21 protein-coding genes are annotated in these 24038 nt (G+C 39.9%); 13 read left to right on the plus strand and 8 right to left on the minus strand.

What is annotated here, in order from left to right:
• Positions 1-380: 380 nt before the first annotated feature.
• Genes HMPREF0766_RS10395 through HMPREF0766_RS10410 form a run of 4 tightly spaced genes read right to left on the minus strand, consistent with a single transcriptional unit; the run spans position 381 to position 7116 of the window.
• Positions 381-2150 carry a RagB/SusD family nutrient uptake outer membrane protein gene (locus HMPREF0766_RS10395; RefSeq protein ID WP_002996685.1) on the minus strand — a complete coding sequence of 590 codons (1770 nt, stop codon included), beginning with the start codon at positions 2148-2150 and terminating at the stop codon, positions 381-383.
• A gap of 11 nt (positions 2151-2161) precedes the next feature.
• Positions 2162-5485 (minus strand): SusC/RagA family TonB-linked outer membrane protein, encoded by a 3324-nt coding sequence (locus tag HMPREF0766_RS10400; protein ID WP_002996688.1) that lies wholly within the window; start codon positions 5483-5485, stop codon positions 2162-2164.
• Between the two features lie 23 nt (positions 5486-5508).
• Positions 5509-6546 carry a FecR family protein gene (locus HMPREF0766_RS10405; protein ID WP_002996691.1) on the minus strand — a complete coding sequence of 346 codons (1038 nt, stop codon included), beginning with the start codon at positions 6544-6546 and terminating at the stop codon, positions 5509-5511.
• Positions 6547-6585: 39 nt separating this feature from the next.
• Positions 6586-7116 carry a sigma-70 family RNA polymerase sigma factor gene (locus HMPREF0766_RS10410; RefSeq protein ID WP_002996694.1) on the minus strand — a complete coding sequence of 177 codons (531 nt, stop codon included), beginning with the start codon at positions 7114-7116 and terminating at the stop codon, positions 6586-6588.
• Between the two features lie 260 nt (positions 7117-7376).
• Between HMPREF0766_RS10410 and HMPREF0766_RS10415 the strand changes: the two genes are divergently transcribed.
• The 9 genes from HMPREF0766_RS10415 to trpA all read left to right on the plus strand — a co-directional run bounded on the left by HMPREF0766_RS10415 (position 7377) and on the right by trpA (position 15074).
• Complete coding sequence (locus HMPREF0766_RS10415) at positions 7377-8747, plus strand: dipeptidase (RefSeq protein WP_002996697.1); 1371 nt, start codon at positions 7377-7379, stop codon at positions 8745-8747.
• A gap of 94 nt (positions 8748-8841) precedes the next feature.
• Positions 8842-9585: a lysophospholipid acyltransferase family protein gene (locus HMPREF0766_RS10420; RefSeq protein WP_002996700.1), complete on the plus strand. Its 744-nt coding sequence runs from the start codon at positions 8842-8844 to the stop codon at positions 9583-9585.
• Positions 9586-9610: 25 nt separating this feature from the next.
• Positions 9611-10369 carry an ABC transporter ATP-binding protein gene (locus tag HMPREF0766_RS10425; protein WP_002996703.1) on the plus strand — a complete coding sequence of 253 codons (759 nt, stop codon included), beginning with the start codon at positions 9611-9613 and terminating at the stop codon, positions 10367-10369.
• A 136-nt stretch (positions 10370-10505) separates the two neighbouring features.
• A complete protein-coding gene (locus tag HMPREF0766_RS10430) occupies positions 10506-10727 on the plus strand; it encodes a DUF2795 domain-containing protein (protein ID WP_002996718.1) in 222 nt (73 codons plus the stop codon).
• A 94-nt stretch (positions 10728-10821) separates the two neighbouring features.
• Complete coding sequence (locus HMPREF0766_RS10435) at positions 10822-11271, plus strand: hypothetical protein (RefSeq protein ID WP_002996721.1); 450 nt, start codon at positions 10822-10824, stop codon at positions 11269-11271.
• Between the two features lie 230 nt (positions 11272-11501).
• A complete protein-coding gene (gene trpD, locus HMPREF0766_RS10440; protein ID WP_002996724.1) occupies positions 11502-12488 on the plus strand; it encodes an anthranilate phosphoribosyltransferase in 987 nt (328 codons plus the stop codon).
• Complete coding sequence (locus tag HMPREF0766_RS10445) at positions 12488-13132, plus strand: phosphoribosylanthranilate isomerase (RefSeq protein WP_002996727.1); 645 nt, start codon at positions 12488-12490, stop codon at positions 13130-13132. Before trpD ends, HMPREF0766_RS10445 begins: the two co-directional genes overlap by 1 nt.
• A complete protein-coding gene (trpB, locus tag HMPREF0766_RS10450; protein ID WP_002996730.1) occupies positions 13113-14297 on the plus strand; it encodes a tryptophan synthase subunit beta in 1185 nt (394 codons plus the stop codon). Before HMPREF0766_RS10445 ends, trpB begins: the two co-directional genes overlap by 20 nt.
• Before the next feature lie 3 nt (positions 14298-14300).
• Positions 14301-15074 (plus strand): tryptophan synthase subunit alpha, encoded by a 774-nt coding sequence (gene trpA / locus HMPREF0766_RS10455; RefSeq protein ID WP_002996733.1) that lies wholly within the window; start codon positions 14301-14303, stop codon positions 15072-15074.
• Positions 15075-15318: 244 nt separating this feature from the next.
• On the opposite strand, the gene HMPREF0766_RS10460 is transcribed toward trpA, so the two are convergent.
• Both HMPREF0766_RS10460 and HMPREF0766_RS10465 read right to left on the minus strand, forming a co-directional pair.
• Positions 15319-15753, minus strand: a complete 435-nt coding sequence (locus HMPREF0766_RS10460) for a PepSY-like domain-containing protein (RefSeq protein ID WP_002996736.1) — start codon at positions 15751-15753, stop codon at positions 15319-15321.
• Between the two features lie 28 nt (positions 15754-15781).
• Positions 15782-16228 carry a PepSY-like domain-containing protein gene (locus HMPREF0766_RS10465; protein WP_002996739.1) on the minus strand — a complete coding sequence of 149 codons (447 nt, stop codon included), beginning with the start codon at positions 16226-16228 and terminating at the stop codon, positions 15782-15784.
• 146 nt (positions 16229-16374) lie between these two features.
• On the opposite strand from HMPREF0766_RS10465, the gene HMPREF0766_RS10470 reads away from it, so the two are divergent.
• On the plus strand, positions 16375-16830 hold the full coding sequence (locus HMPREF0766_RS10470) for an HYC_CC_PP family protein (protein ID WP_002996742.1): 456 nt from the start codon (positions 16375-16377) through the stop codon (positions 16828-16830).
• A gap of 82 nt (positions 16831-16912) precedes the next feature.
• Positions 16913-20113 carry a cation transporter gene (locus HMPREF0766_RS10475; RefSeq protein WP_002996745.1) on the plus strand — a complete coding sequence of 1067 codons (3201 nt, stop codon included), beginning with the start codon at positions 16913-16915 and terminating at the stop codon, positions 20111-20113.
• A gap of 23 nt (positions 20114-20136) precedes the next feature.
• Here the strand turns inward: HMPREF0766_RS10475 and HMPREF0766_RS10480 are convergent, their stop codons facing one another.
• Positions 20137-20718 (minus strand): Maf family protein, encoded by a 582-nt coding sequence (locus tag HMPREF0766_RS10480; protein ID WP_002996748.1) that lies wholly within the window; start codon positions 20716-20718, stop codon positions 20137-20139.
• Positions 20719-20721: 3 nt separating this feature from the next.
• On the minus strand, positions 20722-21240 hold the full coding sequence (locus tag HMPREF0766_RS10485) for a KdsC family phosphatase (protein WP_002996750.1): 519 nt from the start codon (positions 21238-21240) through the stop codon (positions 20722-20724).
• Between the two features lie 695 nt (positions 21241-21935).
• Here HMPREF0766_RS10485 and HMPREF0766_RS10490 point away from each other — a divergent pair.
• Positions 21936-22937, plus strand: coding sequence for a helix-turn-helix transcriptional regulator (locus tag HMPREF0766_RS10490; RefSeq protein WP_115388593.1), 1002 nt, complete (start codon positions 21936-21938; stop codon positions 22935-22937).
• A gap of 27 nt (positions 22938-22964) precedes the next feature.
• A complete protein-coding gene (locus HMPREF0766_RS10495) occupies positions 22965-23978 on the plus strand; it encodes a helix-turn-helix domain-containing protein (RefSeq protein WP_002996758.1) in 1014 nt (337 codons plus the stop codon).
• Positions 23979-24038 lie beyond the last annotated feature (60 nt).

Consider the following 24038-nt stretch of genomic DNA (forward strand, 5'->3'; position numbering starts at 1 on the left):
AATTTTTACATTTCGTCCGACAAACAGTCTTTATCCTTACATTTCGTTAACTGCCCTTTTATAAAAGGGTATCCGCTCCGTAATTAGACAGAAGCAGGGCATAAAATAACTCACACTATTTTATTTTAACAACAAAAGAACAAGTATAGTAGTCAGATATATAGCAGCAGGTGGGAATCACAATCTTAGAAATTGTTCCGGATTCAGCCGACAGGATATGCTCTCCGGATAGACAGCACATTTAATAAAAGCAAAGAAGGTGTCTAAAAAATCAAGTCAAACCCTTGTAGAGTTGCCTATCTGCAGGTAGGTCCTTATAGAATCGTAAAAAACGGGGCTATCCAACATTTTTGGACAGCCCCGTCTATGTTTAGTTTAGTTTACTGTATGGTCGGATCAAAAGAGCCACCCCAATCTTTATTCTGGATTATTTTTGGATTTTTATCAATAACTGATTGTGCTATCGGAAAGAAGTAGTATTTATCAGGTACCAGATTCACCTTATTTCCTGTATTTGGAACCTGTAATACGCTATATTTAAATTGATTTTCTCTCAATTGATAGGTCTTTGCCAATGCCGCAGCTGCTTCCAGATCCATTTCAGTACCATTGCTGTTGATGGCTATTGCTTCCACTCCATACTTAGTCGTATTGTTCAGTACACTCAGTTTTCCTGATCGTCTCAAATCCCAAAAACGATGTCCTTCAAAGCAAAACTCTATATTGCGCTCGGCCAATATAGCATCCCGCATCTGTATGCGATTTGTAGCCACGATACCATATTTACCATCTGCTCCGGCCTCTATGCCTGCCCGCATCCGGATTTGTTTCAGAATATCCAAAGCCGTATTGAAATCTCCGGTTTCATTTGCGGTCTCCGCATAATTCATCATCACCTCGGCAAATCGCATCAATACATAATCGACATCATATTGAGTTTCCACTTCTGTCTGTTTAAGCGATAACTTAGAATTCTTCAGGATGAAAAATCCGCTGTACCTGTTTAAATTTTCAGATGGTGTATTGGCTTTCGGATTTACACCAAAATTATCCAGATCAGCCGCTATACCCACCGCGGTATATTGCCGTTTGCCCGCTTTTCCTGACACCTCATATAGCTTTCCGTTCCATACGATAGATTTATCAAATCTTGGATCCCGGTTTTCCCAGTATGACTGTAAAAATGCAGCATCAGACTTATAATATTTTCCAGCCGGATCCGAAAACAGCCTGCCATCCTTCATAGGAAAAGCTTTTACAAAATCCCAGGAAGGGACTGCTCCTGCTGCACCCCTGCTCTCCGAACCCGGTCGCACTCCATTGTCCCAGGCAGCCACTTTATTTGGATAAGCATTTATCACTGCAAATACCACTTCCGGTCCTTTTTCCTGCAATGCAATATTAGCGTAATCTGTGGTCAGACTATAGCCATTCGCTTTGAGCCGGTCATAAGCAGCCTTATTCGCCACATGTGCATCGGCCCAATAGGCGTTGTCATAAGGGTTAGCGGGATTGAATTGTGGAGAAGCCTTATACAATAAGACTTTTGCTTTAAACGCCACAGCAAAATTGCCATCTATACGACCATAATCAGCAGAACTCTTCGGAATAGTCGGAGGTAACAACGCAATGGCTTCATCCAGATCTTTAATGATAAATTCAAAACATTCTTTTGTTGTATTTCTCGGCGTCTCCAGATCGTCCTTTTCCAGATCCTGCGGAGCGGTAATATAAGGAACTCCACCATGATACTTTACCATATTGAAGTACATATAGGCTCGCATAAACAAAGCCTGGCTAATAATTGAATTCTTAAAGTTTGCAGATAAGGTGGTATTCTCTTTTACCTTTTGGATAGCGGTATTGATACGTCGTATAGTGGTATAATCCCAGGCTTTATACGCAGTATTATTCACCGTTACCGCATCTAAAGGAAAAGCTATCCCGATCAGTTGCTCGGAATTATTATCTGCTCCTGAGCTCCAGTTGCCAAATAAAGGATACAGGTTGGTGACGTATGCTTTTACCAGATTTGAATCGCTCCAGACTTTACTCTCGTCAAGAGAATTTAAATCGTCAATATCTAAAACATTCTTACACGACCAGGTAGTCAGCAACAATGCTATAATGGGATAAAATATATTTTTCATGTTGATTTCAGTTAAAATTTAACATCTAAGCCTAATGCGAATGTTTTCATAACAGGATAGGAATCGTACATCTTTTGCTCCGGATCATGAAATTCAGTCATCGGAGAGAATACAAACAGATTGGTTCCGTTAAAAAACACACTTACATTTTTAATCTTCATCGCATTCGTCACAGACTGGGGCAGGCTGTAAGAGATGTTGAGATCTCTTAAACGCAGATACGCCCCGTTACGGATCCAAAAGCTCGAAACTCCTGTTCCGGATTCCTGCCAGTTAGACCCTACAACTCTTGGATATGCGGCATCCGGATTTTCAGCAGTCCACACATCGCCTGCCCAGATCGGGTAGTAAGGGCGGAATGTACCTCCATGCTGACGTATACCGCCACCCTCCTGATTGCTGATAACACGATCATATGCCATGACACCCTGAAGCAAAGCGGAGACAGTAAGCCCCTTCCAGCTTGCATTTAAGCCAAACCCATAATTGATACGAGGGGTATTATCATCCGACAGGAGCATCATATCGTTGTCATCTATTTTACCATCCGGTGTATCCGAATAATTAGCACCTCTGATATCTTTGTACAGGATCATCCCCAGATACGGATCACGTCCATACGTTTTGAAACCCTGATTTTTCAAGGCATCCAATTGTGCCTGCGTCCTTACCAGATCGATAGCTTCAAGTCCTACAATACGATTTTCAGGTCTCCCTACCCTCGATTCGAAATTGCGGGTTCCTCCCACTGCAAATGCAGGCTCTTCATCATAGATATCCCAACGGTCTTTTGCATAACCGATATTCGCCGTCAATCCGTAAGAGACCTCACCTAAACGGTCATTCCAGTTAAGCGAAAATTCGCCGCCTTTATAACTTCTTGCAGCATAATTTTCCGGAGCCAGCTCCCGCCCGTAATTATCAGGAACTTTCAGCGATCTGGGGCCTAAAATATTTGTTTCCTTTCTGCTGAATACATCCAAAACACCTGTCAGTTTATTATTGATCAAACCAAAGTCCACCCCGATATTAATACTTTTAGAAGTCGTCCAGGTCAGATTTTGGGTCGGTGTAGCCCCGTATGCAATTCCATTATAGTAACGGTCGCCAAACATATAGCCGCCGGCAGGCCTGTACTTCTCCTGATAAAGAAATTGTCCGATCCGCTCAGCGTTGACATTTAAATCGTTACCCGTAGTACCATAAGATGCCCTCAGCTTCAGGTCGCTAAATGTACTCTTGATACCAGAAAAGAACTGTTCTTCCGATATCCTCCAGGCAGCTGACATCGAAGGGAAAAATCCCCAGCGTTTGTCACCCGGAAACAATGGAGATCCGTCATATCGGAATGAAAATTCAGCAATGTACTTATCTGCATAATTGTAATTTGCCCTTCCGATAAAACCTCGTCTCGAGTTGATACTTTCATAGGCATCTGTAGACCTAAAGGTTCTATCCGTAGGATAAATAAACATCTGATCGATACTCACGATCGGATTTTCTGCACGTGAAGTCACATAGGTCCCTCCGGCTTTGAACTGTTCATAGACAACCAATGCATCTACATCGTGTTTATTGAACCGTCTGTTGTAGTTCAGGAACCAGTTGACCTGATATTCCCATTCACGTTGTGGAGCATAGTCCATAAAAGGCTGTGCCTGACTGAACGTAAAGATATTCACCTTATCTTCTGAAGGTGGCGCCGGGATAAACCGGTTTCCATCCGGATTCAGAGAAGTAAAGGTGTAGTTCTTTTGAAAGGTCATAAAGCGCTTGCGCATATAGTCCTCTGCAAGGTAACTTCCCACTACCTTTGTAGAAAGTCCTTCCACAAGCTTATCCAGTTTGTAATTCAATGTCATGATCGGATTTACCTGACGCACCTTACGGTCTATATAGCGGTTACCCACCACCTGATCGATGACATTCCAGGCCTGCCAGCTTCCCATCGGTGTCTGAACAGGGTATTCCGTTGCTGTATTACTGGGTGAACCATCTTTATTCAGGTAGAACGGATACATCTTTGGCCAGTTGAATGTCACACGGTAAAAATCAGACACATCAAAGTCATCATCATTGGAAGAAGTACTGAACGGCCAGTAAAAGCGTTGGGAATTAATCTGATTGGCAGATATATTGACATCTATTGTAAAATCATCCGTAATCTTAGCGCTAACATTGCTTCTCAAATTGAATTTTTCGTGATTCAAAGATTTGTACGAGCCATTTTCTTTACGGTAACTGACCAGGTTATAGTACGTAATCCGGTCACCACCTCCCGATACTGAAATCGATTGACGATGACTGAACGGATTTCTCCAGATCACATCATTTACACTATACACCTTATCCTTAAAATAGTCAAACTCCTCCTGGCCGTTAGGTGCCACCCAGGGCTGTGAGCGGGATCCGTTTTCCCAGAGAAATTGAGAGACTCTGTTTTGATACGTTAATTCATCTGCAGCTGTAGTGATATCGGCCAACAGCGTCTGTGTAGGTGCTCCAAAATTGTAATTACTTTGCACATTGAACACGGGTTCCTGAGCCGTTCCCTTTTTCGTAGTCACCACTACAACACCGTTACCGGCTCTTGTACCATACACTGCTGCCGTAGCAGCATCTTTCAAAAAGCTCATCTGGTCAACCTCATTTGCTTCCAGTGCATCAAAGGCCGCCTTATCCCGCACAATACCATCGATGACATACAAAGGTTCTGCAAAACTTCCCCGAATCCGCAAACTGGAGGACGCTCCGGCCATACCGGAGGTATTGGTCACATTGATACCTGCTGCCCTTCCGGCAAGTGTATTGGAAAGATTAGAAGGAGCAATATTTTTCAATTGTTCTGCATTGACGGAAGCCACAGATCCGGTAATATTCGCTTTGCGCTGTTTTCCGTATCCTACGACTACGACCTCTTCCAGACTTTCCTGATCCTGTTCCAATGCAACCGTTATCGCTACTTTGTCCTTCGCATCAATATTATAGTTGCTGAGCGTCTTGGTTTTAAATCCCAGATAACTGACCGTAATCACATATCCCTGACCTTCCGGAATACGATCAAAAGAGAATATTCCCTCCGTATTGGTCGTATTGACCTGTTTATACTTTGTGGTCGGATTTTCGATAGAGACAGTAGCCCCTGTAATCGGATTATTCGCCGCATCACGCACTACTCCGTGTACAGAAGCAGCGGATTGTGCCAGCACGGCATGGCTGCTCACGCAGAGCACCCCTAAAATTCCCAACCGTAGTGGACAATTGGTCCGCGGGCTCTTAAACCGTAAGAGCAGCATCGTCAGCAACTGATGCTTCTTAGATAGAAAGATGTTCATAATTTTGATTTTTGTTTTATTGTTTAGTATTGGAGATTGGTATAGTTTATATCTGCATGATGTAGGTAGTTTAGTTCTTTAATAATTTCTTTGTACACGTGATTGCTATTTACATAGACCCCACTGTAGTATTTATCCCTGATCTTATCCTGATCGTATTGCAGGCTGATGTCGTAGTTTTGTGCCAGAAGATCCAGTACATCTTTTAATGCTATATTCTGGAAACGGATATTTTCCTTGTTCTGCACAAAGTATCCGCCCCGCCCCTTACCCACAGTATTCATCTTTACTTCTTCCAGCACCCTCAAAGCTTTATGATCAAGTGTTATTTCTTCATTAGGCTCGTAGGTACGGATCAATTTCCTGGATTTATTAGAATCCTCCGCCTTAACTTCTATTTTGCCTTCCAGCAATTTGATGTTTGTTTGCGTAGATTTTAGCTCATCCACAATAAAGATTGTCCCCAAAGCAGTGGTGATCACCCCATTAGAATGTACACGAAAGGGCTTACTTTTATCTTTGGCTACCTCAAATCTGGCTTTCCCCTTGAGATACAATACTCTTTCCTTCAGGTGACTGAAATTTTCAGCATATTTAATTTCAGATTTGGGGTATAATGTGATGACCGAACCGTCACTCGCTGTCAGCGACATGCTTTCATTCCCGGAATTGATGTAGTAAAGATTACTGACTTGAGTACTGTCTCTGTTCGTAGCGACTAAATTTTTCGGATCTTGAGGGAGGCTTTGTTCAGAGCGGTTCACAAGCAAATAAATCCCAAAGAAAAATATCAATATTGCCGCCACACGGGTTAGCTTAACAAGTATTCTCCGTCTAAAAGATAGCTTTTTCTTATGCGCTACAGCAGCCAGTATTTTTGCACGTATCTCCTCTTGTCCAATGTATTCGACATCTCCGTCTGTTTCTTCCCACTCTTCCCGTGGTAAGAGCTGGTCCAGTGATGTCCCTAAATATTGAATATAGTTTTCCAGATACTCAGCTTCTTCAGCTGAGCATTTATTAGTTAAATAGCGATTGATTAAATCTGTAGTAATCTTCATACATTAAGAATACTGCAGAAACGGAGCTTACCCCCAAAACTATTTTAAAAAAAATAAAATGTATAAAATGAACAAGGTCTTTTTCAATGCCTTCAAAGCTAAGGCAATATGATTTTCAACAGTCTTGGGTGAAATAGACAAGCGATGAGCAATCTCTTTATAGCTTAAGTTCTCCAACCTGCTTAACAGAAAAACTTCTCTTCTGGAAGCAGGCATGCGTTCCACTGCCCGTTTGTAACTGGCATTCATCTCCTTCAGCCGGTATAGCTCTGACGGTGTAGGCACATTATCCTCCGCCGGCTGCATATCCATGATCAGCTGCCTTTTTCGTTCTTCTTTCACGATGTCCAGCAATGTCGTACGTGCAATACAAAAGACCTGCGCCTCGATGTCGACAGCAACATTTTTATGAAAAAGGTTATCCCAAAGCTTAATAAACACGCGTTGTACCGTTTCCTCCGCAATAAACGGGGAAGAAGTTTTACCCAATGCATATTGATAAACCTTTTTATTCCATTTTTCAAATATCTGCTCAAATTCCGGTATCGAAATCAAGGTTTGGTTAGACATGGTTTAAATCAGTGTAGATACTAATATAATAATTAATGATTATTCATGACAATATCAAATCAATTCTTTCAAAAAAGGAAGTCAAAGTTTACAAAAGACACATATAATTAATTCAAACTTTAAAAACACATTATTAAAAAAGCATTATCATTTAGAAATTCTTAATACATATATCACCTCTGAATTTGACAGACAATCTTTAGCTGCGGGTTTCCAATAACCAATAGTTTACGTAATTTTGGAACAAATACATTCATATTATGCAAAATATAAAAGAATATGTAGAAGCAAATAAGCAGCGTTTTCTTGACGAATTGTTTGATTTGCTAAGACTTCCTTCGGTCAGTGCGGATCCTAAATTCAAAGGTGATGTAGAAAAAACAGCTGAATTTGTTGCTCAAAAATTGCGTGATGCCGGTGCAGATCAGGTAGAAGTATGCCCTACTGCAGGCAATCCTATTGTATATGGTGAGAAAATCATCGATCCGTCATTACCTACTGTATTGACTTATGGCCACTATGACGTGCAACCTGCAGACCCCTACGAACTCTGGGAGACTCCTCCGTTTGAGCCTACTGTACGTGATGGTAAAATCTATGCACGCGGATCTGCAGATGACAAAGGCCAGTTTTATATGCACGTCAAAGCTTTCGAATACATGATGAAAAATAATGCATTGGCATGTAATATTAAATTTATGATCGAAGGTGAAGAAGAGGTAGGATCGAAAAATCTGGGAACTTTTGTTAAAGAAAACAAAGATAAACTGAAAGCAGATGTTATCGTTATTTCAGATACATCTATGATCAGCATGAAACAACCTTCATTAGAAACAGGATTAAGAGGACTTTCTTATGTAGAAGTGGAAGTAACAGGTCCTAATCGTGACCTTCACTCCGGTGTATACGGAGGAGCAGTGGCTAACCCGGCTACTATTCTATCCAAACTTATCGCCTCCCTGCATGACGAAAACAATCATATTGCTATCCCCGGATTCTATGATGATGTAATCGAACTGACAGCCGAAGAACGTAAAGCACTTAACGAAGCTCCTTTTGAGATCGAAGAATACAAAAAAGACCTTGGAGTAGAAGAGCTTTGGGGAGAAAAAGGATATACAACTATTGAACGTACCGGCATCCGTCCTACTCTGGAAGTAAACGGAATCTGGGGCGGGTATATCGGAGAGGGTGCAAAAACAGTACTTCCTTCAAAAGCATTTGCCAAAATCTCTATGCGTCTGGTACCCAACCAAAATTCTCAACGCATTACTGATTTATTCAAAAAACACTTTGAAGCCATTGCTCCGGATTATGTAAAAGTAGAAGTAAAACCTCATCACGGAGGTGAACCGGTGGTGACTCCTACAGACAGTGTTGCCTATAAAGCTGCTGAAAAAGCGCTGAATGATACTTTTGGAGTAAAACCTATCCCTACCCGTGGCGGTGGTTCTATTCCTATTGTAGCACTTTTTGAAGACGTCCTGGGCATCAAAACGGTATTACTTGGTTTTGGCCTGGACAGTGACAACCTTCACTCTCCTAATGAAAAATACGGAATTGAAAATTACCTGATGGGTATCTCTACCATTCCTTTGTTTCACAAATATTATGCTGAATTAAGCAAGTAAAATAACTGCACCTTAACAGTATTAAAGTTAATCTTTGATCTGTTAAGGTGTTTTACTCTTGTTTAACAATAAATCCTTCATTATATTTGGTTCCATGGTTAGAATATGGAAAAAAATCCACCGGATTTGTTATTTTAGTTCTGTTCTGTTTTTCTTTATTCTGTTTTTTCCGGTTCTTTATTTCTTTACCCGAAAACCACTCAAATATTACCATCAGATAGCCTATTGCCGAAAGTGGATCAGTCTGCTAAGTGCCTATTGTGTCGGAATACGATTCAAAACCGTATATGAATCTCCTATAGACTGGAGTAAAACCTATATTTTATGTGCCAATCATACCTCTGTATTAGACATTACCACCCTCAGCCATATCTGCCATCAATCCTTTTCATTTCTTGGAAAAGCCGAATTGCTTAAAAATCCCGTAACACGGATATTTTTTAAGACCATAGATATTCCGGTGGACCGCAAAAGTAAAATTGCATCCTTCAGAGCGTTTAAAAAAGCGACCCAAAACCTGCAGGTAGGCAAGTCCATAGTTATTTTTCCGGAAGGCCGTATTGATGACTCCTACCCTCCTGTACTGCATAAATTCAAATCGGGACCATTCCGTATGGCGATAGAAAATAATATCCCGATTATACCGATCGTTATCCACAACGCATGGGATATCTTCTGGGATGACGGAAGAAGAGATGGTTCCAGACCCGGGAAAATATATTCCACCGTATTAGCTCCGGTGAGTCCGGAAGGATATACAGAGGAAAATCTCGAAGATTTTCAGGAATTGATCTACGAAAAGATGAAATCTTATTGGGAAATAAAGAAATTATCGTAACTTTTGACCAATAAACAGGTTCCAGATGGCAGATAATACCCTCATTCAGATAACAGATATAGGCAGAAAATACATTATTGGTTCAGAAACCATCCATGCGCTTAATTCAGTTTCTCTTTCCATAAAAAAAGGAGAATTTGTTGCACTGATGGGTCCTTCAGGATCCGGAAAATCTACATTAATGAATATTCTGGGTTGTCTGGATACACCATCAAAAGGAGAATATGTATTAAACGGTATCAATGTCAGTCAGATGACAGAGAACGAGCTGGCTGAAGTACGTAACAAGGAAATTGGTTTTGTTTTCCAGACATTCAACCTGCTTCCCAAGTCTACAGCTTTGGAAAATGTAGCCCTTCCCCTGATCTATGCCGGTAAATCCAAAAAAGTCAGAGATGAAAAAGCTTTGGCTACGCTGACAAGTGTAGGACTGGAACATCGTACCGATCACAAACCAAATGAACTCTCCGGAGGACAGCGTCAACGTGTGGCAGTAGCCCGTGCGTTGATCAACGATCCCTCCATTATACTGGCCGATGAACCTACAGGAAACTTAGACACCAAGACATCTATTGAGATCATGGGGCTGCTGGAAGATATTCATGCAAAAGGTAACACCATTATTCTGGTCACCCATGAAGAAGATATTGCGCAACACGCTCACCGTATCGTACGTATGCGGGACGGATTGATTGAAGATGACTATCCGAATACCAATATTAAATCTGTATCACCGAGATTGGCAGCATTGAATGCTAAAGGCTCTGATTTTGAAAACATTTGAACTTGAATGAGAGAGTAAAATTCTTTCAAATAACAAACTTGTTACTACAAAAAAAAGAAATTACAAAGGAAAGACTTGGATAAGTCAAATTAAATATTACTTTTGCCAAAAAACGAAATTTTAAATTATCAGATATATGTATTGGACATTAGAATTAGCTTCGCACCTCGAAGATGCCCCATGGCCAGCAACTAAGGATGAATTAATTGACTATGCTATCCGTTCAGGAGCCCCTGTAGAAGTTATAGAGAATCTCCAAGCCTTAGAAGACGACGGTGAACCGTATGAGAATATCGAAGAAATTTGGCCGGATTATCCAACCAAAGATGACTTCTTTTTCAATGAAGACGAATATTAACGAATCATAAAAACGCCTTAATCTAATTAAGGCGTTTTTATTTGGCTGACTAATCTTTTGGCTTTTTCACAAGTCAAATGACTAAATATCTGTTATGCGAAAATACATTTTTGCACTTGGTTTGCTTTGGATTATTCCATTTTTAGGCCTTGCACAATCTCCCGATAAAGATCTCCCCTACATCCGTAAGTTTGTACACGATTTGTCTGTAGACAGCATTGCCACAGATGTATTGCTGAGTCAGTATGTCACCGTCAATAAAGAAGTAGATGACGATTATCTTGATTACCTGGTCGCCAGTCTGGATGAAGTAAGACTCAATATTCAGAACAAGAATATCAACGAAATTGAATACCTCAACTGGAATCAGATTCCTAAAAAAGAAACCCGGGATATAGACCCCGAAGGACTGGACGTCAACAGCATGTATTTTCTGAAATACAAAGGACGACAAGTCGTTGCCCTCTATCTTGAAAACGGAAAAATAGCATCCTTTACCCTTGTATCAAAGGGAAACAGAACGGCACATTTTGTCACTTATTAGCATATTTGACAAAAACGTTTGTTTTTTTTTTCAACAAAAAGTTGTTTTTTTAGAGACAATGCATCATATTTGTCATAACGATAATAAAAATGAAATCAACAAGTGTAAATAAAGCATGGTGGTGGCACAACAGTTAATGTTGTGGCAACTGTCTATTGCTTGAATTATTTACATATCAAAGAATAGTGGGCTTGCCTTTTTAGGTAAGCCTTTTTTTGTTTAAACCCCGTATGAAAGAGATATTAGCACATTTATTTGAATACAAAGCCTTCACTCGCAAAGAGGCTTACGACATATTGATCAATATTACAGAAGGAAAATATGACACACATCAGGTCGCTGCCTTCATGACAGCATACGGAATGCGCAGCATACGTGTAGAGGAACTTGCCGGATTCCGGGATGCCATGTACGACCTGTGCAAAAAACTCGATCTGAGTGCTTACCGGCTTATTGATCTTTGCGGTACCGGAGGAGACGGTAAGAATACATTTAATATCTCGACTTTAGCTTCCTTTGTTGTAGCGGGAGCAGGATATCAGGTCGCCAAACATGGCAACATAGGTGTTTCATCAGGATGCGGCTCTTCCAATGTTATGGAGTATCTGGGTTATAGCTTCACAAATGATGAAGGCGAAATCCGAAGACAGTTAGACGAAGCCAATATTTGCTTTCTGCATGCTCCGCTCTTCCATCCTGCAATGAAAACAGTGGCTCCAATCAGACGGGCATTAGGTGTCAAAACATTCTTCAATATGCTGGGTCCATTGACTAATCCGGCCAATCCTCAGTTTCAGTCCGTAGGTGTATTCAGTCTTGAACTGGCCAGATTGTACGCTTATCTCTACCAACATACAAACAAACAATACGCTATCCTGCATGCTTTAGATGGCTATGATGAAATCTCCCTTACCGGCGACTTCAAAGTAATAGACAATAAAGGAGAGCATTATTATACAGTAGCCCAGCTTGGATTCGAAGCTATTCATCCTGAAACGATCTCTGGTGGAGATACCGTAGATGAGGCCGGTAAAATCTTTATGGATATCCTCAACGGAGAAGGAAATGACATTCAACAGAATGTAGTATTAAGCAACGCTGCTATGGCCATCAAAACATTTAATCCCGACAGAACATTTGCGGACTGCTATTATGAAGCAGAAGAATCGCTGTTAGGTAAGAAAGCTCTTTCCTCTTTCAAAAAATTAATAAACTAATGAATTATCCGGTAAAAATCAAAATCTGTGGCATGAAAGACCCGGAGAATATCCGGGAAACAGGTCTGCTGAATATCGATTATATGGGCTTCATTTTTTATAAAGGATCAAAGCGTTGTGTGGCAGAGCTGTCTGCCTCTGACATTGAGCTGCCTGATCGCATACAACGTATAGGCGTATTTGTAAATGCTTCTGCTGTGACTATCAAAAATAAGATCCGGACCTATGGACTTCATGGAGTACAATTACATGGCACAGAATCTCCGCAACTGTGCGAAGAGATAAAAGCATCGGGAGTACTTGTCATCAAAGCATTTGGCATTGACAACAATTTTGACTGGAAGATCCTCAACAAATACACAGAAGTTACGGATTATTTCCTTTTTGATACGAAAAGTGATCAGCATGGAGGTACGGGAAAAACATTTGATTGGGCTATTCTACAGAATTACACCATGCAGAAACCCTATTTTCTGAGTGGCGGGTTAGGTCCTGATAATATCAACAATGCTCTTCTGACAACTGACAAAAGGCTATACGCCATTGATCTGAATTCAAAATTTGAGTCAGAACCGGGATTGAAAAAAACAGAATTATTAAAACAAGTAGTGAAAACAATTAAAAATGAGCAAATATCAAGTTAACGAAAAAGGATATTACGGTCCCTTTGGTGGTGCCTATATTCCAGAAATGCTTTATCCAAATGTAGAAGAACTACGTCAACAATATCTCAGCATTATTAAGGAGAAAAGTTTTCAGGAAGAATTCCAGTCTTTGCTTCGTGATTATGTAGGACGACCATCGCCTCTTTATCTGGCAAAGCGTCTTTCGGAAAAATATGGTGCCAATATCTATCTGAAAAGAGAAGACCTGAATCATACAGGTGCACACAAGATTAACAATACAATCGGCCAGATTTTACTGGCTGAGCGCTTAGGTAAAAAGAGAATTATTGCCGAGACCGGAGCCGGACAGCACGGAGTAGCTACAGCTACAGTATGTGCACTCAAAGGACTGGAGTGTGTAGTATATATGGGTGAAGTGGATATCGAGCGTCAGGCACCTAATGTGGCCCGTATGAAAATGATGGGTGCGCAGGTAGTAGCAGCAAAATCAGGAAGTCGTACGTTGAAAGATGCAACCAATGAAGCGCTTAGAGACTGGATCAACAATCCCGTAGATACACATTATATTATCGGATCAGTCGTTGGGCCACACCCATATCCGGATATGGTTGCTAAATTTCAGTCAATTATATCAGAAGAAACAAAAAGACAATTAAAGGAAAAAACAGGTAAATCCAATCCGGATTATGTATTGGCCTGTGTAGGTGGCGGATCCAATGCAGCGGGTATGTTCTACCATTATGTGGATGAAGAAGATGTAAAGATCATAGCAGTAGAAGCTGCAGGACATGGAGTCGATTCAGGAGAAACAGCCGCGACCACGGTTTTAGGTAAAGAAGGCGTATTACACGGCAGCCGATCCATATTAATGCAAACAGAAGACGGACAGGTAATCGAACCGTATTCCATATCTGCAGGTCTCGATTATCCCGGTATAGGGCCACAGCATGCATGGTTATTCAAAAGCGGACGCGGACAGTATGTAAGTGCAACGGATGAAGAGGCTATGCAGGCCGGACTTCAGTTAACCCGACTGGAAGGCATCATTCCTGCCATCGAAAGTTCACACGCACTTGCTCATCTGGAAAAGATGAATTTTGATGGTTCTGAAACAGTAGTAGTATGCCTGTCAGGACGTGGAGATAAGGATCTGGATAATTATATGAAATACTTTGGATTTTAAATTATGAAAGAGAAAAAATACACATTCCCTGCTATAACAGACAAACCTTTACTTTCTATCTACTTTACAGCCGGATATCCTTCGCTGGACAGTACAATAGAAATAGCGGAAGCTTTGGAAAAATCAGGGGCAGATTTTCTGGAAATAGGCTTCCCTTACTCAGATCCCGTGGCAGACGGTCCCGTAATTCAGCACAGCTCAGAAGAAGCACTGAAAAACGGAATGACACTACATAAGCTATTTGAACAGCTTCGTAAGTTAAGAGATCGGGTAACTATACCTGTATTTCTCATGGGTTATGTCAATCCGGTACTGCAATACGGCGTCGAAAACTTCTGCAGATCTTGTCAGGAAACCGGTATCACAGGAGTCATTATCCCTGACCTTCCAATGTATGAGTACGAAGAACTGTATCAGGATATATTTAAAAAATACGGTATCAGCAATGTGTTTTTGGTAACACCACAGACTTCGGACGAACGTATCCGTAAAATAGACAAACTATCAACCAGTTTTATCTATCTTTTATCCTCAAATGCCGTGACAGGCAATAATCTCAATGTGGGAGATGAAACAGCCGCATATTTCAGCCGTATCAAGGCTTTGGAACTGCAACATCCGCTTATTGTTGGATTTGGTATTTCTTCAAGAGAAGCATTTCTGCGAACAACATCTATTACAGACGGAGCTATAGTAGGGAGTGCCTTTGTCAAACTACTGGCGCAGGAAAACTACATGGAAAAAATTCCCGGTTTTATAAAAGATATGAAAGCATAAAAGAAAAGCCCGGATCGGGCTTTTCTTATTTTAATACCTGATTATACTCTTTTGATTAATTTAGAATATACCTTATATAGAGCAACTGCTGAGCTTAGTAAAAGCGCTGTGCATATAAACAGGACAGTAGGGTTTGTGATCAATTGTTCCATTACAGTTCAATTTTAGGTTTGTGTTTTGGTTTATATTCAATGTTATAACTAATATAAACAAGACACAAAAAAATCACAAAAATCAGCCGACGCTATTTATCCACATTTTTAAACTCTCCGTTAAGATCGAATACCAGTTCTATTCCATTATTAAGCTTTATTTCCTGCTCTAATCGACCCAATTCCCATTTTACAACAAAAAAAGTCTTATAATTTGCAGAAACATATGTGGATAACTTTTCAGGAACAACCGAATCAGGAAGTCTTTTTGTATTACCGTCAATGCCATAGACATCTCCGGATTTGTTAAAATCCAACTCATAACCCGTTGATAAATAGACCTCGTAATACGAATTACTATCTCCTTTGTCCTGTTCTACCCGACTGATATGTGCATCTGAAAAATGTGCAGCTATATAATCCTGTACTTTGGCCGGCAATTTAGTAGGATCCATGACCTCATCCTTATCACAAGACACAAAGACAGTCAACATGACCAACAGAGGTGCAATTATTAATTTTCTCATATTATTGTTTTATATATCTGTAAACCGGTTAATCCAATTTTTTACTGATTACAGAACCGTTTGCCCCGAATACCACATCGTAATCCTGTGCATTACTTTTCAGACTCACCTTATAGGTTACTTTACCTTGCTGATCAATACGATCTACATCATCAATGCGATATCCTTTAAAGTCTTTTTTAATGGAAGCAGTCACAGCGGCCGGAAGATCTTTAGCAGCTAATTCCTGCTTATGCTGATAAAGTTTTCCTTCAGGAGTAAACAATGCTGTATGATCTTTACCTGTCAGACTTGTCTTGAACTCCACTTCATACATACCATTTGATTTGATCTCCCAGTCACTGAATTTAGCACTTTTAAAATTTTGCTTATACGTATTCAGAATTACTGCCGGTACCTGAGCTTCTTTAATATCCTGTGCAAATGCAAAATGCATACCACATACAACTGCCAATGTTAAAATGATCTTTTTCATAGCCTGTTTTTACATTAATGATTTAATACTACAAAATTATATTTCAATTTAGGAAAGAATTGGGATAAGTCGGTATGCAGATAACTTTTTTGTGATATCACTGAATTTAAGACAGATTTATTATTTTTTTATTATATTTGTAACTTATGCGAAAATGGATTGCCACCGTATTAGTATTGATTTATTCGTTAACCTCAAGTGGGGCAGCGTTTTATTTCCATATTTGCGGCAATGATCAGGAGCATATTATTTCCGTTTCAGACAAATCATCACACAAAAATTGTCCTCTTTGCATAAAGAAATCATCATCCCAAGCATCCAAGAAGAGCAGCTCCTGCCATACAGATGCCAAACCGGACAAAAAACATGTCTGCAAAGATGTAGTTGTTGATCTGGAAAAGGCTTCAGACAACCATTACTCCAACAATAATCAAATCAAAAATTTCAATTTATTTACGCCATCAGTAATTACATTATTCTGGGTTTATAATTTCAATATTTTTGAAGAGCTTGCGGTTGAGCATCAAATCGCGCAGACCAATTCCACAGCACTTGTCCGACAACAGGACAGTTATCTCCTCCATTGTAATTTCCGGATTTAGCATTCATTGTATCTTATATTAAACAGGTCTCTGACACAGAAAAGAGCTCCTGTATTTTATCCGTACAATTAATGATTAAAAAATGAAAGTATTCAACATACTACTGTTGCTGTGTGCAATGGTAACGTTGCCTGTATACGCACAGACAGGCAAGCAGGATACCACCGTTACTTTTAAAGTAAAAGGAAACTGTGGAATGTGTAAAAAAAGAATTGAAAAAACCGCCGTTGCTGCCGGAGTATATCAGGCATCCTGGAATAAAGCCAGTGAAGCAATTACGGTAACATATAACCCTTCGAAGATCAGACTAAACAGTATCAAGCAGCATATTGCAGATGCCGGTCATGACACAGATGGTATAAAAGCAGATCAAACGGCTTACGATAATCTTCACCAATGCTGTAAATATGAACGGACACAAGCTGCTCCGCCCCCAATTGCAGAGCCGGAAATATCTGGTTACAAACAAGACAGTACAGCTACTTTCAAAGTAAGCGGTAACTGCGGAATGTGTAAGAAAAGAATCGAAAAGGCAGCCCTTATAAAAGGAGTACAACAGGCGACCTGGGATGAAAGCACCGGAATAGTCTCGCTTCAGTACGACAGCTCCAAAATAAAACTACTGCAGATCAAGCAGAATATCGCTGCTGCAGGACATGATACGGAAGAAATAAAAGCAGATGACAAAGTCTATGACAGTCTTCATGAATGTTGTAAATATGAACGTCTCAAACCAGCTCCGGTAGCAGTCGTATCCGGTGCAAAGGCAGGTTCTGCCATAGGACGTGACAGTACAATTACGTTTGCAGTAGCCGGGAACTGTGCTATGTGTAAAAAGAGAATAGAAACTGCAGCCCATAAAGATGGTGTAAAGTCAGCTGTCTGGGATATAAATACCGGCATACTGACCACTATATACGATTCTTCCAAAGTCAAACTCGAACAGATCAAGAAAAACATTGCAGAGGTCGGCCACGATACAGAAGGAGTAAGAGCAAACGATGAAGCCTATCAAAATCTGCATGAGTGTTGTAAACACGACCGTCTGCAGGCAGACAACAGTGCCGAAAATGTATCAGTGGCAGGAAAGAGCAAAGACGAAGTGATGGGAGTGGTTGTAGAGGAAAGTAAAAACGGAACGCTTACCCCTATCCCATCGGTAAATGTGAGATGGCTGGAGAAAAAGGACAGTCAGACATTAACCAATGAAAACGGAGTTTTTAAAATCAGACATGAAAAAGGACTGACAAATCTTATTATTTCATTTGCCGGAATGAAATCCGACACGATATCGGTGACTGATCTGAATAAAGTTCTTGTGATACATGCAAAAGAAAATGTGCTCGCTGAGGTCGTTGTATCCCGTTCGCGCAAGACGAGCTATGTATCCAACATGAATCCGGCACGTGTGGAAGTACTTACTTCCCGGGAATTGTTTAAAGCTGCCTGTTGTGATCTGAGTGAAAGTTTTGAAACCAATGCGACTGTAGATGTGGTCAGCAATGATGCTGTAACAGGGAGTAAGCAGATTCAAATGCTGGGGTTGAGTGGTATTTACACACAACTTACCGTAGAAAGTCTTCCCGGTCCCCGCGGATTAGCGACTCCCCTTGGATTGAACAGTATTGCAGGTCCCTGGATTGAATCCATACAGATCAGTAAAGGAATAGGTTCTGTAGTAAACGGATATGAAAGTATGGCCGGACAGATAAACGTAGAATTGAAGAAACCTCAAAATTCAGAAAAGCTATACTTCAACGCTTATGCCAACAATATGGGACGTACAGATCTGAACCTGAACCTTTCTCAAAAAATCAGTGACAACTGGTCCGTAGGACTGTTGCTGCATGACAACTTTATGTATAATAAAGGAATGAACTTCAGTAATAACGGCTTTCGTGACCTACCTGCAGGCAATGTATTCTCAGGAGTCAACAGATGGACCTATCAGAATGGAAAAGGACTTATTGCACAATTCGGAATCAAATATTTAAAGGATGACCGTACAGGAGGACAAATTGATTTTGATGAGAAAACAGATAAGCTCAGCACAACCAGGTATGGATTGGGATTTGACATTAACCGATATGAAGGTTTTGCTAAGATAGGATATGTATTTGAAGGCAATACTCACCGCAGTATAGGTCTGCAACTTTCGGGAACATACTACGATCAGAAAAATTATTTCGGAACACGCACCTACAATGCCGAACAAAAAAACGGTTATGCAAATCTGATTTATCAGGACATTATAGGTACAGTAGCCCATAAATACCGGACAGGCCTGACACTTACCTATGACAATGTAGACGAGACACTAGCCGGTACAGACCGCTATCTGCGCAAAGAAGTTGTATCAGGAGCTTTTGGAGAATACACGTACAGTCCGAATGAAAAATTCGATGCTATACTGGGAATGAGAGCGGATTACAACTCCCTGTATGGATGGTTTGGAACACCACGTGCACAACTTCGATATCAGCCTGTGACAGGTACGACATTACGGTTGAGCTCCGGAAGAGGACAGCGTACTGCGAATATATTTGCAGAGAATATGTCCGTATTTGCAAGTAGCCGGGCATTAGTGATCCGGTCCGAGAATCGTTTTGATAAAGCTTACGGCCTCCGCCCGGAAGTCTCCTGGAATACCGGACTTAGCGTAGATCAGACCTTCCGTATGTTTGGAAGAGAAGCGACAGCATCGATGGAACTCTTTTCTAACCACTTCCAGAACCAGGTAGTCGTGGATTATGAAAATCCAAGAGAAATTGCCTTTTACAATCTTACGGGTAAATCTTACTCCAACAGCTTACAAGCCGAACTCAGATTTATGCCGGCACCCAGATTCGAAACCCGAATAGCTTACCGCTTACTGGATGTTCAGACCGACTACGGAGATCAAAGGTTAAGCAAACCCTTAATGGCTAAGCACAGAGGTTTTATGAATCTGGCATACGCACTGGAAAGCGGATGGAATTTTGATTACACTCTGAATATTGTTGGTCAGAAAAGACTACCTTCTACCGCAGCCAATCCGGTTCCGTACCAACTGGAAGAATATTCTCCTGCATATGCTACGATGAATGCACAGATAAGCAAAACATTTGGAGCATCCAAAAACTTTGACATCTATGTGGGAGCAGAAAATTTCACCAACTATTTCCAAAAAAATCCTATACTGGCTTATGACGATCCCTTCGGGAATTATTTTGATACCAATATGTTATGGGGACCACTTTCCGGAAGATTATTTTACACGGGAATACGGTACTTTATTAAATAAAAAAAGGAGCTAAGCTCCTTTTTTTATTTAATATTCTTTAACTCCTGATACAACCTTGCGGTCGGAAGCCCCACCACATTCGTATAGGATCCTTTTATCTGATCAATAGCCACTATCCCCATCCATTCCTGAATACCGTATGCTCCGGCCTTGTCATAAGGTTTATAATGTTCGAGATAATAGTTGATCTCATCAGTCGAAAGCTCAGGAAAAACCACATCCGTACATTCCACAAAAGTACGTAGCTCCCCTTTCCACAATACAGACACAGCCGTCATCACCTGATGCGTATCATCAGAAAGCATAGACAACATACGAAAAGCGTCATCCCGATCCTGAGGTTTGCCAAGAATCGTATTGTGAGCGACCACAATAGTATCTGCAGTGATAAGCAAATGATCTTCATATTCAGCATTGTTAAATGCAGCCGCTTTCTTCTCCGCAATAGACGCTACGATCTGCTCCGGCAGCAAATCCGGGTCAAAGGATTCATCCGTTTCTTTTACAACAACATCAAAATCCACCCCCATTCCGGCCAGTAATTCTTTTCTTCTGGGAGATTGCGATCCCAGAATCACAGGTATATTCTTTAAATTATCAAGCATGGATTATACACTTTTCACATTCGTATCATCGTACCATTTATCCTGCAGTTTGAGCGTTTTTTCGATCAGTTCCCGAACCACCCCCTTACCCCCTCCGAGACCGGAGACATAATGTGAAATCTGTTTTATTTCTTCCACTGCATCTGCCGGACAGGCAGCTACGCCTACAGCCTTCATGCATTTGTAATCCGGCATATCATCTCCGATAAACATCACATCCGGCAACTCAATGCGAAACCGTTGCGTAATATCCTGAAGCAAGGTCAGCTTATCCGCTACACCCAAATGGATTTCCTGTATACCCAACCCCTCCAGACGTCTTTGAACACCTGCATTCCTGCCACCTGAGATCACAATAATCTGCAATCCTTTTGACATCGCCAGATGCATAGCATAACCATCCTTTACATTAAAAGTGCGAAGTTGTTCCCCATGCTCATCCACCTGTACCGTACCGTCAGTCAATACACCGTCTACATCGATAACAATAGCTTTTAATCTTGCTAATTCCTGTAAAATCATATTTCAATCCTTTATATCAAAAGTAAAGATTAAAAATCATAATGCTGTATCTCCCTAAGAGATTGATAAGGTCATTTTATTATCCATTTTAGACAGACTATCAAATTTGTGTCAGAAAATAGTTGTCAACACAACTTTTCAATGAAATTATTTGGAACAAACACTGTTTATTATGTATATTTGCAGAAGATAATTCAGAATTATCCGTTGTTTTCAGAACAACTATTAAAATGTCTTTTCATAATTTAGGTTTATAATTGGTTAGTAACGAACCCTGGCGCCCATCGTCAGGGTTTTGTTTTTTTAATTCACTTTACCCGTCGGCGGGGACGCTAACAGACGCGACAGCGACTGAAGTTCCTTAGAGTAAAAATAAATTCCTTTGCACTATGCTCACACTAGTCAAAATACTTCCAAAATCAAGACTTTCATAAAAAAAACCATATATCTTCAATTTTAAATTTAATTTTAGGTAAAATTTATTTTTCCAATAAAATTTACCTGAAAAATATTCACAAATAAAACTAAATGCCACAATAAGTTAATTAATCACCATTATAAGGTCAATTTAAGCAAATGTCTTATTGTGTTATTTAAATGTCCTTTCCTTTCCTTTTACTGTTTTTAGTTAATTGAAATTTGCAAGTGCAACGACTGCTATCAGGAATTGCAAACTTATTATCGGTATAGCGTATATGAAAAAATTATTATTAAATATTACATATACACTTACACCTCAATGGCTGCAACAATTTAGTGATCAGATTGGCACCCGGCTAATCGACAACAAGATAATTCTCTTTTCTCGTGAGATTGCTGAAGGCAGGATATATTTTATAGAATTAATGCCCGGTCTGTCTGTAATGTTGAGAGATATGATTGTTCATCAACCTATACACTTCAGCCGAAAAGCAAAGGAAGATGATTTGGTGTTTGTGTATTATGATTTGAGTGAGAATATAAGTACTCATATCGTAAATGGAGTAGGTCATATGGTTGGCCTCAATTCCCCTTTCGACATGGGAATAGTTGATTCATCGGTAGAAAGCAGCTATATCCCCATTCTGGGCGAACGGGTATATTCCTTATGTTTACTGGTTAGTAAAAAGCTTTTAATCAAGCTATTTAAGAACCATATCCAAAATAATAATAAAAACGTCTATTTTGATCCGGAGCGCAATACCCTATTATTCTATGGTCATATTGACAGCCGGAGTAAATTATTACTACATCAACTCAAAAAAAAATCATATACGGATCCCTCTTTTGAACTTTTTTTCAAGAGTACTTCCTACCGCCTGTTTGGCTTGCTGATAGAAGGATTCAGCAAGATCAGCTATCCTTCTTTCAAATTGTCAGATATAGAGATTAAAGGTATTTTAGCTACTCAGGAATATATTCTAACACAATTGTGGGTGAAATTTCCCGGAGTCAGTAATTTAGCCCGAATGGCCGGAATGTCAGAATCAAAATATAAACTGGCTTTCAGACGGGTATTCAACGATACACCAAACAACTTTTTTTTAACGGAGAAACTGTTCCTGGCAAAACGGCTTCTTACCAGTGGAGATTATAACTCAGTACTGGAAATCGCATACGAATTAGGATACAGTAAATCAAGCTATTTCTCCGCTGTATACAGAAGTAAATTTGGAGTCTTGCCTGGTAGTGTTTTAGTCAGAAAAAAATCATCCTGATTCTTCAATCTTTAAATAAAATTCAATATGTTAAATGTAAAATGCAGCTTTAGTGTAAAGACAAATTGGAAAGAAGAACTGGCAATCAAACTGAACGGACGGATTAACGGTAATTTTATTGAAATTCCCGAAGACATTTTTGCAGGTTTTAATTATGTACTGAACATTGATAAAGATTTTTCAGTCTGGTTTTCTAATGGAAAATACCATAAGTCTATTTGCTTTCAGTCACCGGAAAACGGACAAACTGATTTTTTCTTTATTGTTTTTGGTTATGGTACAGGCCGAATGTTGGCTATAAGTAAAGAACGAACATATGAATGCAATTATGGATTTGTTATATTAGATAGTTCTGATAAAAATCAGTTTATTATTGAAGCAGGATCTGAAAGCTGTATTTTAATTCTTTTTGTTCGGAAAGAAGCTTTAAACAAACTTATAAATACTGCAATAACAAAATATCCTTCGTGTAATAATTGTATTTACAACACAGAAAATATATACATAAAATCAGGCAGAGCGAATCCTCAGGCGTGGAAAATAGTCAATGAGTTCAGATATTTGTGTCCCAGTTCTGTAAGTTTTGATTATTTCCTGACCGGCGCTATGTATGCCATGTTGGGAATATTTATTCATGAAATATCTAATGTAGAAAACACATATCCCGATCTGGAAGACAGTGATATCAGAAGAATACTCATTACCCAGGAATATATAATCAAACGATTAGATAAAAATTTCCCAGGTATAAAAAAACTGGCTTCCATGGCGTATATGTCAGAATCCAAATTCAAACATTTATTCCGCAAAATAACAGGTTTCAGTCCAAACAGTTTTTTTATTAAAAATAAACTTGAACTCACCAGAAAGATAATTGAACTGGAAAGCTCTACTATAGCAGAAATCGCTAAAAAAATGAATTATTCAAGCCATTCGTACTTGTCCGAACAATTCAAAAAACACTTCGGATTACTTCCAAAAGAATACCGAACCAATTTGTTTCCCCATTATCCGCATAACAGCGATGAAACCGCTTCCTAAATCCGTAAAATAAAATACCTCACCGAAAACTTCTGCAGTATACCATTTTCTGTCTGAATC

Origin of the sequence: Sphingobacterium spiritivorum ATCC 33861 (assembly GCF_000143765.1) — a bacterium.
Lineage (GTDB): Bacteria > Bacteroidota > Bacteroidia > Sphingobacteriales > Sphingobacteriaceae > Sphingobacterium > Sphingobacterium spiritivorum.